16 protein-coding genes are annotated in these 15986 nt (G+C 70.7%); 14 read left to right on the top strand and 2 right to left on the bottom strand.

From position 1 onward, the window contains the following. Positions 1 to 161 precede the first annotated feature (161 nt). The 5 genes from OG917_RS11435 to OG917_RS11415 all read left to right on the top strand — a co-directional run bounded on the left by OG917_RS11435 (position 162) and on the right by OG917_RS11415 (position 6404). Complete coding sequence (locus OG917_RS11435; RefSeq protein ID WP_328317465.1) at positions 162 to 2264, top strand: hypothetical protein; 2103 nt, start codon at positions 162 to 164, stop codon at positions 2262 to 2264. Positions 2265 to 2415: 151 nt separating this feature from the next. Continuing rightward, positions 2416 to 3483: a glucose-1-phosphate thymidylyltransferase gene (locus OG917_RS11430; RefSeq protein ID WP_328317464.1), complete on the top strand. Its 1068-nt coding sequence runs from the start codon at positions 2416 to 2418 to the stop codon at positions 3481 to 3483. Further along, positions 3480 to 4469 (top strand): dTDP-glucose 4,6-dehydratase, encoded by a 990-nt coding sequence (gene rfbB / locus OG917_RS11425; RefSeq protein WP_328317463.1) that lies wholly within the window; start codon positions 3480 to 3482, stop codon positions 4467 to 4469. Before OG917_RS11430 ends, rfbB begins: the two co-directional genes overlap by 4 nt. Before the next feature lie 89 nt (positions 4470 to 4558). Next, complete coding sequence (gene rfbD, locus OG917_RS11420; RefSeq protein ID WP_328317462.1) at positions 4559 to 5443, top strand: dTDP-4-dehydrorhamnose reductase; 885 nt, start codon at positions 4559 to 4561, stop codon at positions 5441 to 5443. Positions 5444 to 5609: 166 nt separating this feature from the next. Continuing rightward, on the top strand, positions 5610 to 6404 hold the full coding sequence (locus OG917_RS11415) for a class I SAM-dependent methyltransferase (RefSeq protein WP_328317461.1): 795 nt from the start codon (positions 5610 to 5612) through the stop codon (positions 6402 to 6404). A gap of 63 nt (positions 6405 to 6467) precedes the next feature. Here the strand turns inward: OG917_RS11415 and rfbC are convergent, their stop codons facing one another. Continuing rightward, positions 6468 to 7061, bottom strand: a complete 594-nt coding sequence (gene rfbC, locus OG917_RS11410) for a dTDP-4-dehydrorhamnose 3,5-epimerase (protein ID WP_328317460.1) — start codon at positions 7059 to 7061, stop codon at positions 6468 to 6470. A 353-nt stretch (positions 7062 to 7414) separates the two neighbouring features. Here rfbC and OG917_RS11405 point away from each other — a divergent pair, with 353 nt between their 5' ends. From OG917_RS11405 to OG917_RS11380, 6 genes are all read left to right on the top strand, one after another. Then, positions 7415 to 8626 (top strand): glycosyltransferase family 2 protein, encoded by a 1212-nt coding sequence (locus tag OG917_RS11405; RefSeq protein ID WP_328317459.1) that lies wholly within the window; start codon positions 7415 to 7417, stop codon positions 8624 to 8626. Positions 8627 to 8641: 15 nt separating this feature from the next. Then, positions 8642 to 9769 carry a glutamate 5-kinase gene (gene proB / locus OG917_RS11400; protein WP_328317458.1) on the top strand — a complete coding sequence of 376 codons (1128 nt, stop codon included), beginning with the start codon at positions 8642 to 8644 and terminating at the stop codon, positions 9767 to 9769. A gap of 153 nt (positions 9770 to 9922) precedes the next feature. After that, positions 9923 to 10411 carry a hypothetical protein gene (locus OG917_RS11395; protein ID WP_328317457.1) on the top strand — a complete coding sequence of 163 codons (489 nt, stop codon included), beginning with the start codon at positions 9923 to 9925 and terminating at the stop codon, positions 10409 to 10411. 94 nt (positions 10412 to 10505) lie between these two features. Further along, positions 10506 to 11789, top strand: coding sequence for a glutamate-5-semialdehyde dehydrogenase (locus tag OG917_RS11390; protein ID WP_328317456.1), 1284 nt, complete (start codon positions 10506 to 10508; stop codon positions 11787 to 11789). Positions 11790 to 11855: 66 nt separating this feature from the next. After that, complete coding sequence (locus OG917_RS11385; RefSeq protein WP_328317455.1) at positions 11856 to 12497, top strand: SCO2584 family spore wall biosynthesis protein; 642 nt, start codon at positions 11856 to 11858, stop codon at positions 12495 to 12497. A gap of 137 nt (positions 12498 to 12634) precedes the next feature. Beyond that, complete coding sequence (locus tag OG917_RS11380) at positions 12635 to 13720, top strand: SCO2583 family membrane protein (protein WP_328317454.1); 1086 nt, start codon at positions 12635 to 12637, stop codon at positions 13718 to 13720. On the opposite strand, the gene OG917_RS11375 is transcribed toward OG917_RS11380, so the two are convergent. Beyond that, on the bottom strand, positions 13686 to 14834 hold the full coding sequence (locus OG917_RS11375; protein WP_328317453.1) for a M48 family metallopeptidase: 1149 nt from the start codon (positions 14832 to 14834) through the stop codon (positions 13686 to 13688). The genes OG917_RS11380 and OG917_RS11375 overlap by 35 nt on opposite strands. 115 nt (positions 14835 to 14949) lie before the next feature. Here OG917_RS11375 and OG917_RS11370 point away from each other — a divergent pair, with 115 nt between their 5' ends. From OG917_RS11370 to nadD, 3 genes are all read left to right on the top strand, one after another. Beyond that, positions 14950 to 15093, top strand: coding sequence for a hypothetical protein (locus OG917_RS11370; protein ID WP_328317452.1), 144 nt, complete (start codon positions 14950 to 14952; stop codon positions 15091 to 15093). Between the two features lie 81 nt (positions 15094 to 15174). Continuing rightward, positions 15175 to 15336, top strand: coding sequence for a hypothetical protein (locus OG917_RS11365; protein ID WP_328317451.1), 162 nt, complete (start codon positions 15175 to 15177; stop codon positions 15334 to 15336). A 46-nt stretch (positions 15337 to 15382) separates the two neighbouring features. Then, entirely contained in the window at positions 15383 to 15979 is a 597-nt protein-coding gene (nadD, locus tag OG917_RS11360) for a nicotinate-nucleotide adenylyltransferase (protein WP_328317450.1), read from the top strand. Positions 15980 to 15986 lie beyond the last annotated feature (7 nt).

The raw sequence follows: 15986 nt of genomic DNA, 5'->3' as shown, positions 1-15986 counted from the left end.
TGATCGCGTCGCGCGAATCGCAGAGGCCCGAATGCGTGAAGTCCCGCCTTCACAATTTCCCCAAATTGAGTATCCGGTGAAATCCCCCGAAATCCCCGGATCGAATCCCATCGAATCAATACCCCCAGAATAAAACCGGCACCCCCTGGAGCAGGTTCTTCGTGATTTCGACCGCCATTCGACTGGCGCGCGTAGGCAGCCGGTCCGAGCTGATCGCCGCAGCCTTCATGGGGCTCAGCTACCCGTGCGTGATGATCGCAGCGCTGATTCCCAACATCTGGTTCTTCGCAGCGGCCACCCTCGTGACCTATGTGTCCGACTGGTTCCTGCACCAGCGCGGCAGCTACCTCGTCAACCGCCTCGCCAAGGTCCGCGCCGGCCTGTCGATCCGCTTCCTCCTGCGCGAGCTGCTGCTCATCCTGCTGCTCGCCCGCCTCCAGCTCGCCGAGCAGAAGGTCTACTACGCGGCCGTCGCCTGTTTCCTTCTCTTCTACGGGCTCCAGGCCGCGCACGGCACGCTCACCACCCTCATCCGGCTGCGCCGGGTCATGCCGGTGGTCACCCGCAACGTGGACCTCGGCGCCATCCGGATCCCGGAGGCCCCGCCGCGCCGCCTGCTGAACCGCGCCGCGGAGAAGATGCTGCACCTGGACGTCTTCGCGATGACCGGTCTGCTGCTCGCGGCAGGGACCGGCACCGACGACTACGGCTACCTGGGCATCCTGCTCACGCTGGGCCTCGGCATCCTCTACATCGCCGCGCTCGTCCCGTTCATCCTCAAGGGCCGCCGCGTCCCGTCCGCCGCCACAGTGCTCGCAGCGCTCGACGGCTGGCTGCGCGAGTACCGGCCGACCGTCGCCCTCTACTTCTCCGGCTCCAGGGACTCCGCCTACCAGGTGAACATGTGGCTGCAGACGATGGCCAAGACGGAGGGACGCCCGCTGGTCATCCTGCGGGAGCGCGCCATCATGTCGCAGCTCGCCTCGACCACGGTGCCCGTGGTGTGTGTGCCCGGCGGTGTGCACCTGATGAACATGGATCTCTCCACCCTGCGGGTCGCGCTGTACGCGGCGAACGTCGGGAAGAACATCCACATGCTCCGCATCCCGACCGTCAAGCACGTCTTCATCGGGCACGGTGACAGCGACAAGCTCGCCAGCGTCAACCCGTACAGCAAGGCGTACGACGAGGTGTGGACCGCGGGCCGGGCCGGCCGCGACCGTTACGCGCTGGCCGACGTCGGCGTGCGCGACGAGGACATCGTCGAGGTGGGCCGCCCCCAGCTGGCCCCCATCCAGAGCTGGACCGGCGCCCCGAAGCAGCAGATCCCGACCGTGCTGTACGCCCCCACCTGGGAGGGCTGGGACGACAACCCGGGCAACACCTCGCTGCTGCTCGCCGGGGAGAACATCGTCAAGCGGCTCCTCGGCGCCGAGCGGCCGGTCCGGGTGCTCTACAAGCCGCACCCCTTCACCGGCACCCGCAGCGCGCACGCCAAGGCGGCGCACCTGCGGATCACCGCCATGGTCGAGAAGGCCGCGGCCGACCGTGCCGCCGAGCCCCGCTGGTCCGAGCAGGCGGCAGCCGGCGCGGCCGACCGTGCCGCCGCACAGGCCGAGCTGGTCCGGATCGATGCCCGGCTCGCCGAGCTGGCCGAACGCGGGCGCGCGGGCAGCGACGAGTCCGAGGAGTCGCGGGCCTCGCAGGCCGACCCGGCGCGCGAGGACGAGGCCGCGTCGCTGCGCTCCGAGTGGAACCGCGCGTACTGGCGGACCTTCGGCTACTGGGAGCACCGCGTCATCACCGGCGGTGAGCCGCATCTGTACGACTGCTTCAACGAGTCGGACGGCATGGTCTCGGACATCTCCAGCGTCGTGTCCGACTTCATCGCGAGCGGCAAGCCCTACGCCGTCACCGACTCGGCCGAACTGGGCGTCGAGGAATTCAAGCGGCAGAACACCGCCGTACGGGCCGCTGTCATCCTCACCAACACGGCCAAGGAGATCGACCAGCTGCTGGCGGCGATCACCCAGTCGTCGGCGGACCCGCTGGCCGGTGACCGGCAGGAGCTGAAGCAGTATCTGCTCGGTCCCGACGAGCCGACGTCGATGGAGCAGTTCAACGCGGCGGTACGGGCTCTCACGGCCAAGGCGGAGGCCCGCAACCTGGCCGTGGCCCAGCGCACGGCCGCCGCCGAACCGGAGGCCGCACCGGGCCTCAACGACTCGGACGCCACCGGCGTCGACTCGGCGGTCGGCGGCTGACAGCAGCCCGGTCCCATCCCGCCGTACGGCCGTTCGCGCACCTCGCGCGGACGGCCGTACGGCGTTCTGCTTACGGTTCCGCGACGCAAGAATGGATAAAATCCCACAGGACGGATCAAGCCAGACCGACTGCTCGCAAGGGACCCACAACGTGAAGGCTCTTGTTCTCTCCGGCGGTGCGGGCACACGCCTGCGTCCCATCACCCATACCTCCGCCAAACAGCTCGTGCCGGTGGCCAACAAGCCGGTGCTCTTCTACGGGCTCGAAGCCATCGCCGACGCGGGCATCACGGACGTCGGCATCGTCGTGGGCGACACCGCGGAGGAGATCCGCGAGGCCGTCGGGGACGGATCCCGCTTCGGAATCCAGGTCACCTACATCCCGCAGGACGCGCCGCAGGGTCTGGCGCACGCGGTGCTCATCTCGCGGGACTTCCTCGGCGACGACGACTTCGTGATGTACCTCGGTGACAACTTCATCGTCGGCGGTATCACGGGCCTGGTCGACGGCTTCCGCGATGCCCGGCCCGATGCCCAGATCCTGCTCACCAAGGTCCCCGACCCGAGGGCGTTCGGTGTGGCCGAGCTGGACGAGGAAGGCCGCGTCATCGGTCTTGAGGAGAAGCCCGAGGTCCCCAAGAGCGATCTCGCGCTCGTCGGCGTGTACCTCTTCACCCCGGCCGTGCACGAGGCCGTCCGCTCCATCGGGCCGTCCCGGCGCGGTGAGCTGGAGATCACGCACGCGATCCAGTGGCTGATCGACCAGAAGCACGACGTGCACTCCACGACGATCTCCGGCTACTGGAAGGACACCGGCAACGTCACCGACATGCTGGAGGTCAACCGCGCGGTCCTGGAGACCGTCGACCCCTGTGAGGACGGCACGTCCGACGAGGTCAGCGAGATCATCGGGCGGGTCAGGATCGAGACGGGTGCCCAGGTCGTCCGCAGCCGTATCGTGGGCCCCGCGATCATCGGTGCGGGGACGGTGATCAGCGACGCGTACATCGGTCCGTACACCTCGGTGTCCGAGGGGTGCCGGATCGAGGACAGCGAGATCGAGTACTCCATCGTCCTGCGCGGCTCCTCGATCACGGGGGTCCGCAGGATCGCGGCCTCGCTGATCGGCCGGGGCGTCGAGGTGACGCCCTCGCCCCGCAGCCCCGCAGCCCACCGACTTGTCCTCGGCGACCACAGCAAGGTGCAGATCTCTTCATGACGAACAGGATTCTGGTGACCGGCGGCGCCGGCTTCATCGGCTCGCACTACGTCCGCACGGTCCTCGGCCCCGGGGGCCCCGGCGACATCACGGTCACCGTGCTCGACAAACTCACCTACGCGGGCAACCCGGCCAACCTCGACGAGGTCGCGGGACACCCCGGGTTCTCCTTCGTGCAGGGCGACATCTGCGACTCCGAAACGGTGGGCCGGCTGATGGCGGAGCACGACCAAGTGGTGCACTTCGCCGCCGAGTCCCATGTCGACCGGTCCATCGACGGCGGCGCCGAATTCGTGCGGACCAATGTGCTGGGCACCCACACCCTGGTCGACGCGGCGCACCGGGCCGGCATCAGCACCTTCGTGCACATCTCCACGGACGAGGTGTACGGCTCGATCGACGAGGGTTCCTGGAGCGAGACCCATGCGCTCGAACCCAACTCGCCCTACTCGGCGGCCAAGGCGTCGAGCGATCTGATCGCGCTCTCCTACCACAGGACCCACGGCCTGGACGTGCGGGTGACCCGCTGCTCCAACAACTACGGGCACCACCACTTCCCGGAGAAGGTCATCCCGCTCTTCATCACCAACCTGCTGGACGGCAAGCCCGTCCCGCTCTACGGCGACGGGGCCAACGTCCGCGACTGGCTGCACATCGACGACCACGTGCAGGGCATCGAGCTGGTCCGCACGGAGGGCCGGGCGGGCGAGGTGTACAACATCGGCGGCGGGACCGAGCTCTCCAACAAGGAGCTCACCGGCCTGCTGCTCGAAGCCTGCGGGGCCGACTGGGACACCAGCGTCGAGTACGTCACCGACCGCAAGGGCCACGACCGGCGGTACTCGGTGGACTGCACCAAGATCCGTACCGAGCTCGGCTACGAGCCGCGCAAGGACTTCGCGTCCGGCCTGGCCGAGACCGTGCAGTGGTACCGGGACAACCGTGCCTGGTGGGAGCCGCTGAAGGAGCGTGCGGCGCTCGTCTGACGCGGGCGCGGGCGGCGAAGGGCGCGTCCGGCAGGCGCCTCGGGTAGCGTCGGCCGCAGGCCCGGACGTACCCAGAGAACAGGTGAGACATGAGCGGCAGTTGGCTGGTCACCGGGGCGGGCGGGATGCTCGCCCGGGACCTCCTCGCACGGCTGGCGGACGACGGCACCCCCGCGGCCGGCCTGGACCGCGCGGCGCTCGACATCACCGAACCGGGGGCCGTCCGCGACGCCCTCGCTGTCCACCAACCGGCGGTCGTCGTGAACTGCGCGGCCTGGACCGCGGTCGACGACGCCGAAGCCGAGGAGGACCGGGCACTCGCCGTCAACGGCACGGGCCCCCGGGTGCTGGCCGAGGCGTGCCGGGAGAGCGGCGCCGTACTGCTCCAGATCTCGACGGACTACGTGTTCGCCGGGGACGGCGTCCTGCCGTACGCCGAAGACGCCCCGGTGGCTCCGCGCAGCGCCTACGGCCGTACCAAGCTGGCCGGGGAGCAGGCCGTCCTGAGTGTGCTGCCCGAGCGCGGCTATGTGGTGCGCACGGCCTGGCTGTACGGGGAGGGCGGCGGGAACTTCGTCCGGACCATGGTCAGGCTGGAGGCCGTCAAGGAGACCCTGGACGTGGTGGACGACCAGCGCGGCCAGCCCACCTGGACCGCCGATCTGGCGGATCTGCTGGTCCGGCTGGGAGCGGGCGCCCTCGCCGGGACCGCGCCCGCGGGCGTCTACCACGGCACCAGCGGTGGCGCGACGACCTGGTTCGGCCTCACCCGGGAGATCTTCCGGCTGCTGGACGCCGACCCCGGGCGCGTGCTGCCCACGACGAGCGAGGCCTTCGTGCGGCCGGCGCCGCGCCCCGCGTACAGCGTGCTCGGCCACGACCGGTGGGCGGCGGCCGGTATCGCACCGCTCCGCGACTGGCGGCTCGCGCTGGCCGACGCGTTCCCCGCGCTGGTCGCCGCGGAGCGCTCCTGACCGCAGGCGCCGGGTTTCCGTGCGGGGTTCACCGCTGTGTTCCGCCCGCTCCCGGGCTGCGGGGTGAATGGTCGCAAATCCGTACGGACGCTTTCAACGCCCGGGGCTCATGGGGTAGCTTCGCCGGGGATCGGACCGGTCGTGATGTCGACGAAGGGCGCTCCTCGTGCACCGTCATGAATTCCTGCGCGGTATCCATCGCGTATACCGCCCCCGCACCTATCTGGAGATCGGGGTCAATGACGGTCGCAGTCTCGCGCTTTCCCGGGCGCCTTCCATTGCCGTCGATCCCGCATTCAAGGTCGTGACATCGATCAGCTGCGATGTGCACCTCGTCAAGCAGACGAGCGACGCGTTCTTCGCCCGCGAGGATCCGCTGCTGCACCTGAGGACCGGGCGCAACCCCTTCCGGGCCCTCGCCCGCCGGGACCCGCTGGGGCTCCTGGGCGCCGAACCACGCCTGGAGCTGTCGTTCATCGACGGGATGCACCTGTTCGAGTTCGCGCTCCGCGACTTCATGAACGTCGAGAAGCACGCCCGCTGGAACAGCGTGATCGTCCTGGACGACATGCTGCCGCGCAACATCGACGAGGCGGCCCGCGACCGGCACACCGGGGCATGGACGGGCGACGTCTACAAGGTCGCCGAGGTGCTGCGGCGGTTCCGCCCCGACCTGCTGGTGGTCGAGGTGGACACCAAGCCGACGGGTGTGGTCGCCGTCTTCGGAGCCGACCCTTCGAGCACCGTACTGAAGCAGAAGTACGACGCCATCCTCGCGGAGTACGTCACCGAGGACCCGCAGGACGTCCCCGCGGAGGTGCTGACCCGCAAGCGCGCGGTGTCCCCGGAGGCGCTGCTCGGCGCGGGCTTCTGGCCGGGGCTCGTCCGCGCCCGTAACCTCAGCCGCCCGCGCCCGGCCTTCACCGCTGTGCGCCGGCAGATCGAGCGGGTCACCGGCTGACCACCGGGCCGGGACGGCGGGCGGCGCGCTTCCGCGCACCGCCCGCCGTCCCGCGTGCGGACCTCAGCCGCGCAGCTTCCCGGCGTACGCCACGCACTCCGCGTACGAGGGCAGCAGCCCCTGGGCCTCCGCCTCGGCGAGCGTCGGAGCCGCGGCGTCCTTGTCGGAGAGCAGCGGGGTGACGTCCGCCGGCCAGTCGATGGCCAGGTCCGGGTCGAGGGGGTGGATCCCGTGTTCCCGCTGCGGGGCGTACCCGGTGGAGCAGAGGTAGACGACGGTGGCGTCGTCCGTCAGCGCCAGCAGCGCGTGGCCGAGCCCCTCGGAGAGATAGACCGAGCGGTGGTCCACGTCGTCCAGCCGTACGGCTTCCCACTTCCTGTACGTGGGGGAGCCGACCCGGATGTCCACCACGACGTCGAGAATCGCGCCGCGTACGCACTTGACGTACTTGGCCTGGCCGGGCGGCACATCGGCGAAGTGGATCCCGCGCAGTGTGCCCCTGCTGGACACCGAGCAGTTGGCCTGGGCGAGCCGCAGACCGTGGCCTGCCGCCTCGGTCAGATCGGGCTCCCTGAACCACTCGTGGAAACTGCCGCGGCTGTCCGGGAAGATCTTCGGCTCGTGCACCCAGGCTCCCTCGATGGCGAGCTGCCGCATCCGATCACGTCCTTGTCTGCATTTCCGCTGCCGGGACATCAAGAATCCGTGGGGATTTCCACGGTGACCGGACGGGGTGATTCCCGCGGGCCCGCGCCGCCCGTCTCCCACCGGCTCCGGCCGGTGTTCTTCGCACGGTGCCGGAAAGCCGTCCGCCGGGCGGTGATCCTATCGGGTGGGGGCCGGCTCCAGGGGATGCCCCCGCCGTACACGGAATGCCAACTTCCGGTATTCGGAGCCAGGTAAGGGCGCCGCCAACGAATGTGATAGCACCGGGTCTTGTCCGGACTCGGCCGAATCCCGTAGGGTCGGCAGGGCAACCAAATGGCGTTTTTACCGGTCTTGCTGTTGTGATGAGCACCAGTGAGCCCGATGTGACCGTTGTCGTCGGTGCGTATGAAGCGATGCCGTACCTCGTGAAGTGCCTGGAGTCCGTGGAGGCCCAGACCCTGGGGGCGGACAGAATCGAGATCGTCGCCGTGGACGACGGATCGACCGACGGCACGGGGGAGTACCTCGAAGAGTTCGCGGCCCGGTCGAAGGTACGCACCACGGTCGTCCGGCAGAAGAACTCCGGGGGCCCCAGCGGGCCGCGCAACGTGGGTCTCGGACTCGCCCGCGGCCGCTATGTGTTCTTCCTCGACGCGGACGACTACTTCGGCGAAGAGGCGCTGGAGCGCATGGTCGCGATGGGGGACCGCGCCGGCACGGACGTCGTGCTCGGGAAGGTCGTCGGCGTCAACCGCGGCGCCCCCAAGTCGATGTGGAAGCAGACCGTCGAGCGGGCCGATGTCTTCGACTCGCAGATCAAGTTCACCCTGAGCGCCCAGAAGCTCTTCCGGCGCGCGCTGCTCGAACGGCTCGGGATCACCTTCGACGAGAGCCTCAAGACGGGCGAGGACGCCCTCTTCACGCTGGAGACCTATCTGCGCGGCGACGGCGTGTCCGTCATCTCCGACTACACCTGCTACTACCTCGTGGGCCGTGACGACGGCAAGCATGTGACGAAGAGCGGCACGTACGTGCTGCGGTTCGACTCGGCGCGGGCCCTCATGGGGCTGATAGCGCAGTACGTGCCGCCGGGCGAGCGGCGCGACATGCTCATGGTGCGGCCCTTCGTGGTGACGCTGCTCCCGCAGTTCGCCGCCGGCTTCCTCAAGCAGTCCGCCGCGGTCCAGCAGAAGCGGATGGACCTCGCCGCCCCGCTGATGGCCGCGTACTGGAACCCGGGCGTCGCCCGCAGACTCAAGCCCGCCGAGCGGCTGCGGCTGCACTGCGTGGCGCTGGGCCGGACCGACCTCCTCACCGGGGCTCTCACCCAGCTCAAGGAGATCAAGCAGCCCGAGCGCGTCGGCCGGGGCCTCAACGGCACGTACCACCTCGCCCTTCCGTACTTCAGGGACCGCTCCGCCGGTATCCCCGACCACATCTACGAGGTGCCCTGCCCCCCGGTCTGGCGGCGGCTGCCCGCGGCCGGACGCACCCGGCTGCGCAGACTGCGCAAGTGGGCCGCCGCCGGACCTGTCCAGCGCGTGGAATACCCGCGCGCCGACAGACGCGGCTGACATAGATTCGGCCGTGTGACAGAGGCAAGGCAACTCGTAACGGAAGCCCGCAGGATCGTCGTGAAGGTCGGATCCTCCTCCCTCACGACCGCGGCCGGCGGGCTCGACGCGGACCGGGTGGACGCGCTCGTCGACGTGCTGGCCAAGGTCAGGAACGGCGGCGAGAAGGAGATCGTGCTCGTCTCCAGCGGCGCCATCGCCGCAGGTCTCGCGCCACTCGGGCTGGCCCGCCGCCCCAAGGACCTGGCCAGGCAGCAGGCCGCCGCCAGCGTCGGCCAGGGGCTTCTCGTCGCGCGGTACACCGCGTCCTTCGCGCGCTACGGCGTCCGGGTCGGCCAGGTGCTGCTGACCTCCGACGACACCAGCCGCAGGGCGCACTACCGCAATGCCTACCGGACCCTCGACCAGCTGCTCGCCATGGGCGCGGTCCCGGTCGTCAACGAGAACGACACGGTGGCCACGGACGAGATCCGTTTCGGTGACAACGACCGGCTCGCCGCACTCGTCGCCCATCTCGTCCGCGCCGACCTGCTCGTCCTGCTCTCGGACGTCGACGGGCTGTACGACGGCGATCCGGCGCAGCCGGGCACCCGCCGGATCGCGGAGGTGGCGGGCCCCGCCGACATCGCCCACGTCTCCATCGGCTCCGCGGGGAAGGCGGGTGTCGGCACCGGGGGCATGGTCACCAAGGTCGAGGCCGCCAGGATCGCCGCCGCGGCCTCCGTGCCGGTCGTGCTGACCTCGGCCTCGCGCGCCGCCGACGCCCTCGCGGGCCGGGACACCGGGACGTACTTCCACCGCACGGGACGCCGCTCCGCCGGCCGGCTGCTCTGGCTGCAGCACGCCTCGACCCCCCTGGGCGCGCTCACCCTGGACGACGGGGCGGTGCGGGCGGTCGTGGACCGCAACTCCTCACTGCTGCCCGCCGGAATCGCAGCCGTGGAGGGCGAGTTCAGCGCCGGGGACCCCGTGGAGCTGCGGGACACCGCCGGCCGGACCGTCGCACGGGGCCTGGTGAACTTCGATGCCAAGGAGCTCCCCCAGCTGCTCGGCCGCTCCACACGCGACCTGGCCCGGGAGCTCGGCCCTGCCTACGAGCGGGAAGTCGTACACAGAGACGATCTTGTTGTCATGGCCCCCTGAAACGGCTGAAACACCAGCCTTTCAGAAGGGACCTTCGGGAAAACCGTCACGCGCCGGGCGCCGGGCTGGTCAACTTTGTCCCGGGGGTCCGCTCCCGACCGCTGCCCGGCCCGTCGCCGCGGGGCAGACGCCGCAACGCACAGGAGGCCGCCGGTGAGACGAGCCCGTCCGGGGGCACCGCCCCGAGGAACCGGGGAGCGGACCCTGACGAGCGTCGGCGCGGGCGCCGGCTTCGAGGAGCGCGAGGAAGCGGCCGCGGACGGGGAGCAGCGGCCCCAGAGCCCCGGGGACGAAGCCGCGCTGTCGAAGCTCTGGCACATCACTCTGAGTGTGTCGGGCCGCGCCGCCCCGCTCAAGGAGGTCAGGCGCGGCCTCGAACAGCTCGCGCACGACCACCCCTTCCTGCTGACCAGCCGGTACGCCGACGACCACGCGGAGATCCGCTACTGGGAGGAGGCGCGGGACCTCCATGACGCCGCCGCGGTGGCCCTGCGCCTCTGGGGCGAGCACCGCTCCACGTCGCAGCTGCCCCCGTGGGAGATCGTGGGTCTTGAGGTCATCGACCGCGAGACCTACCACCTGCGGATAGCCGAGGGATACGGACCGCCGCCCGCGGCGCCCGTGGGGGTGCACCCCTTCTGACATTCCCCGCTCCGGGACGCCAGTACCGCGCCCGGCCGTCTCGGAGCGTGGGATAACGGACGGACGCACGCAGACCGCGCATTAGTCTGCGGGGATGACCTCGCTCTCCCCGCTCTCCGACCAGTCCCCGGTCATCCAGGCCGCCTACCGGTCCCGCGCCGCCGCGGCCGACCTCGCGCCGCTGCCGCGCGCCGCCAAGGACGACGCCCTGCTGGCCATCGCCGACGCGCTCGAAGTACGCACCGCCGAGATCGTCGAGGCCAACACCGAGGACGTCGCGAAGGCCAGGGCCGCCGGTGCCGCCGAGACGGTCATCGACCGCCTGACCCTGACCCCCGAGCGCGTCCGCGCCATCGCGGGGGACGTACGGGGTGTCGCGGCGCTGCCCGACCCGGTCGGCGAGGTCGTACGGGGCTCGACGCTGCCCAACGGGATCGACCTGCGCCAGGTGCGGGTACCGCTCGGCGTCGTCGGGATCATCTACGAGGCCAGGCCCAATGTGACCGTGGACGCCGCCGCGCTCTGCCTCAAGTCGGGCAACGCGGTGCTGCTGCGCGGCTCCGCCTCCGCCTACGCCTCGAACACCGCGCTCGTACGGGTCCTGCGCGACGCGGTCGGGGGCTCCGGGCTGCCGGCCGACGCCGTCCAGCTCGTGCCGGGCGAGAGCCGCGAGTCCGTGACGGAGCTGATGCGCGCCCGGGGCATGGTCGACGTACTGATCCCCCGCGGCGGCGCCTCCCTGATCCGTACCGTCGTCGAGCAGTCCACCGTCCCCGTCATCGAGACGGGCACCGGCAACTGCCATGTGTATGTGGACGCGCAGGCCGACCTCGACATGGCCGTCGACATCCTGATCAACTCCAAGGCCCAGCGGCCTTCCGTCTGCAACGCGGCCGAGACGCTGCTGGTGCACCGGGACATCGCCGGCGCGTTCCTGCCGAAGGCACTCGACGCACTCGCTGAGGCAGGGGTGACCGTGCACGGCGACGAGCGGGTGCTGGAGCACGCGGCCGGGACGAAGGCGACGGTCGTCGAGGCGACCGGGGAGGACTGGGAGACCGAGTACCTCTCGTACGACATCGCCGCCGCCGTCGTCGACTCGCTCGACGCGGCCGTCGCGCACATCAGGCTGTGGACATCCGGCCACACCGAGGCGATCGTCACCACCTCGCAGGCCGCGGCCCGCCGTTTCACCCAGCTGGTCGATTCCACGACGGTCGCCGTGAACGCGTCCACCCGTTTCACCGACGGCAGCCAGTTCGGATTCGGGGCGGAGATCGGAATCTCCACGCAGAAGCTGCACGCCCGCGGGCCGATGGGACTCCCCGAGCTGACCTCGACCAAGTACATCGTGACAGGGGACGGTCACATCCGGTGACCACCACGATCGGTGGACTTCGCACTCTCCCTGCCCAAAACCACCCGCCGGGTCTACTCTGAAGAGGTGCCGGACGACGTGGGGGGCAAGCCGTTCCAGGACGGCTGGGAGCCTGACGACGACCGCGGAGGAGCGGACGAGGAATTCGCCTCCGTGGTCTTCGGCGAGGACTTCGTCAGGGCCGCCACCTATCACGAACCGAGCGCCGTCGAACGGCTGCTGGCCGCCGCCGAAGCGCGCGCGGAGGCCGAGGCCGCCAAGGCCCGCGCCGGCGGTCCCGGCGGCGACGACGACCACTTCGACGAGTACGACGAATTCCTCCGCGAGAACGCAGCCGGGTACGGCCTCCTCCACGGCCCGGGCGGCGGCTCCCCGGCCGGCGGCCCCGACGACGGCGAGAGCGGCCCGTACGGGCTGCACGGCGGCGCGCTGCGCCCCTACCGGGGCCGGGCACGCTGGCACCGGCCGGTCGCCTGGCTGCTGGCCCTCGTCATGGGGATCGGCATGGTGGCGCTGGCCTTCGCCGCGGTCTACCGGGGCGCTTCGGCCAGCCGCCAGGACCAGGTACCCGCTCCGGTGACGACGGGGGTCGACGCGGTGCCGGGCGGCCCGGGAATCTCCCGGCAGGCCCCGTCGCCCTCCGTCGCCGCGGGCCACTCGATGGACCATTCGGCTGCACCCGCCCCCGTGCTTCCGGGTACGCCCTGACGGCGCTGTCCACCCGCCCCGGACCCGCGGCAGGGCCGGTGCTGCCGCGCCCCGGCTCCCGGACGGCGCCCGCCGCGCCCGCAAGTTGTCCCGTACCGGAGCGTTTAGGCAGCCCCGCCGCGACCTAGTCTCAAGGTATGGCGGGGCGCGATGAGCCGCCCGAGGGGACTCCCGAGGGCCTGCCCAGCGGTGGCGAGGACGAGTACCGGTCCGTCGTCTTCGACGAATCGTTCATCAGGGCTGCCCGTCTCCAGGAGTTCTCGGCGCAGGAGCGGATGGGCCACCACGCACGGGCCGTCCGCAGCCGCTCCGGATGGCCGCGCAGAGGTGCCGGACGGCTCCTCGTCGCTCTGTCGCTGCTGGGGCTGGCCTTCGGCACCGTGGTCTTCATGGGCACCCACCACCCGTACCGGCCTCCGCCGGTCGCCCGGGCCGAGGAGCTGCACACCGTCGTCGTGCCGCTGGCGCCGCGGGGCGCGGTGCCGGGCGGGACACCCGCCGGCCTCATCGCACACAGCCCCGCAGCCGCCTTCCGTACCGGCGCTTCGGGCGTGAACCCGCCGGGCGCCCGCGCGACCGCGCACTTCGCCTACAGCGAGGTACTGGCCGCGCTGAAGATCGCCCGGCAGTACGTCATCGAGTCCTCACTGGACCCCGGGGTGCTGATGGGCGGTCCGGCGCAGGCGGTCAGGGACCTGATCGCCCCGGCCCAGTACGCGCAGTTCAACCGGAGCCTGGCGGCGCCGTCGGCGGACGGCCGCCACGCCGCGACCGGCTGGCTGGTCCGCTTCGACCCCGCCCAGGTGGCGCTCGCGAGCTCCGACGTACGGGTAGCGGGCGAGCTGCGGTACGCGGAGGCGGCGGGCCGGACCCTGGAGGTGGTCGCGGACCACACCTTCGTCTACTCGCTCAGACCGGCCGGCCCCGCGCCCCCGAAGGCGGACGGCGCATCGCTGTTCACCGTCCACCGCGAGGTGCACTTCCGGTTCGGCGCCGAGGACCTGCGGCTGCGTCAGGCGCAGGTGACGATCGCTGATGTGGAGGCAGGACCGCAGAGCTGTACGGCGGACACGGCGAACCGGCTGCGCCCGCTGCTCGCGGGCCGGCGCGCGGCCGGCGGTGGCCCGCCCGGCACCGATCCGTACGCCACCGGGCAGCCGGCCACCGCGCTCTGCGGGACGCTCGCCGCTACCGCGCAGCCGGTCCTGCCGGACCGCCGTTAGAGCCGTCGCCGTCGTTTCCGCCGCCGCTGTCGTTCCCGGGGCCGCCTTCCTTCCCTGTGCCGTCCTTGGGGCCGCCGGCCCCGCCGCCCGTGAACTTCCCCCGCAGCTTCCCGCCCAGGTCGCCCGCGCCGCCGGCGATGTCGCCCACCAGCTTCATCAGGGGGTCCTTGCTGGTGCGCACCGTGTCGGCGTAGTGCGACGCGGACTCCCGGAAGGAGTCGGCGACCGAGGTGTCCTTGTCCTCGTCGCGCCGGGGGTAGTGGCCGTCCATGATCCGCTGGAAGTCGCGGCTCTCCGCCCACTTCTTCAGCTCGGCGGCGCGCACCGTGGTGAACGGGTGGCTGCGCGGCAGCACGTTGAGGATCTTCAGCACCGAGTCGCGCAGGTCGCCGCCCGCCTCGTACTCCTCGGCCTGCTCCAGGAACGCGTCGACGTTCATCTCGTGCAGATGGTTACCGCCGGCGATCTTCATCAGGCCGCGCATCGACGCCCGGAGGTCCTGGCCCACGAGCAGCCCCGCCCGGTCGGCCGAGAGTTCCGACTTGCGGAACCACTCGCGCAACCCCGTCACCAGCGCCATGATCGCCACATTGCCCAGCGGGATCCAGGCGACCTTCAGCGCTATGCCGGTGAGGAAGAGCAGGATCGTGCGGTACACCGAGTGGCCGGAGAGCGCGTGCCCCACCTCGTGGCCGACGACCGCGCGCATCTCCTCCTCGTCGAGGAGCTCGACCAGCCCTGTGGTGACCACGATGAGCGGCTCGTCCAGCCCGATGCACATGGCGTTGGGCTGGGGATTCTGCGTCACGTACATGGCGGGGACCTTCTCCAGGTCCAGGATGTAGCAGGCGTCCCGCAGCATGACGTGGAGGTGCGAGAACTGGGCGTCGCTCACCCGCACCGAATCCGAGAGGAACAGGAGCCGCAGGCTGCGCTCGGGCAGCAGCCCGCTGAGGGCCTTGAGCACGGTGTCGAAACCGGTGAGCTTCCGCAGTGCCACCAGGGCGGACCGGTCCGCCGGATGCTCGTACGCCCGTGAGGAGATGCCCTGGAAGCGCCTGCGCTGCCTGCCCGGCACGTTCTCGTGACCGCTGCCGTGACCGCTGTCTGTCATGAATGTCCCCCTGCTTTCCGTCTTCGAGCCCTGCTCGTCCCCCTGACGGGCCTCAGCGTATGCGGTGGGGCTACCGTGTGGCGGGGGTCCTACACCGAGAAGGAGCGCACCCGCCATGCCGGACGTGACCACACTGCTCGCCGCTGCCACGAACCAGCAGGGGCCGGGCGACACCTTGCGGGTCCTGCTCGTCGTCCTGCTTGTCGGGGCTGTCCTGCTCGCCTGGTTTCTCCTGCGCGGATATCGCGACAACGACTGAGTCGGCGTGAGCGTGCCCCGGAGGCCCGCATACGATGTGCGCGAAGCCCCCGCTCCGACTCCCGGATAGGTCCTGCTGACCATGAGCCTCCACAGCACCACTGCCAGCCTCGCCACTCTCGCCTCCGAGAGCGGGCACGGTGGCAACCACGAAAGCCTCAGCCCCTACGTCACCGGCGGCGGCGCGTTCCTCGCGCTCCTGCTGCTGCTGTGGATCACCACCCGTTTCAACCGCGACCGCTGACCCGCGGCGCTGACGGTCAGGTGGCGGGCCAGTAGGGTCTGCACGCATGGGAGAGCAGAAGAGGCGTCTCGGCGTGATGGGCGGGACATTCGACCCGATCCACCACGGACACCTGGTGGCCGCCAGTGAGGTGGCCTCTCAGTTCCAGCTGGACGAGGTCGTGTTCGTACCGACCGGGCAGCCGTGGCAGAAGAGCCACAAAGTGGTCTCCCCGGCCGAGGACCGCTATCTGATGACGGTCATCGCGACCGCGTCCAACCCGCAGTTCTCGGTCAGCCGTATCGACATCGACCGCGGCGGACCGACGTACACCATCGACACCCTGCGGGATCTGCGCGACCGCAACACGGACGCGGACCTCTTCTTCATCACCGGTGCCGACGCCCTCTCCCAGATCCTCACCTGGCGGAACGCCGAAGAGCTGTTCGCACTCTCCCATTTCATCGGCGTGACCAGGCCGGGCCACGTCCTGACGGACGACGGCCTGCCGGAGGGCGGCGTCTCCCTGGTGGAGGTGCCCGCCCTGGCGATCTCGTCGACCGACTGCCGCGCCAGGGTCGAGCAGGGGGACCCGGTCTGGTATCTGGTTCCGGACGGTGTGGTGCGCTACATCGACAAGCGCCAGCTGTACCGCGGCGAATGAGCCGTGG

It is taken from the genome of Streptomyces sp. NBC_00388, assembly GCF_036061255.1.
Taxonomy (GTDB): Bacteria; Actinomycetota; Actinomycetes; order Streptomycetales; family Streptomycetaceae; genus Streptomyces.
The sequence above is the reverse complement of the archived record's forward strand: the minus strand, read 5'-3'. Positions and strand labels throughout refer to the sequence as shown.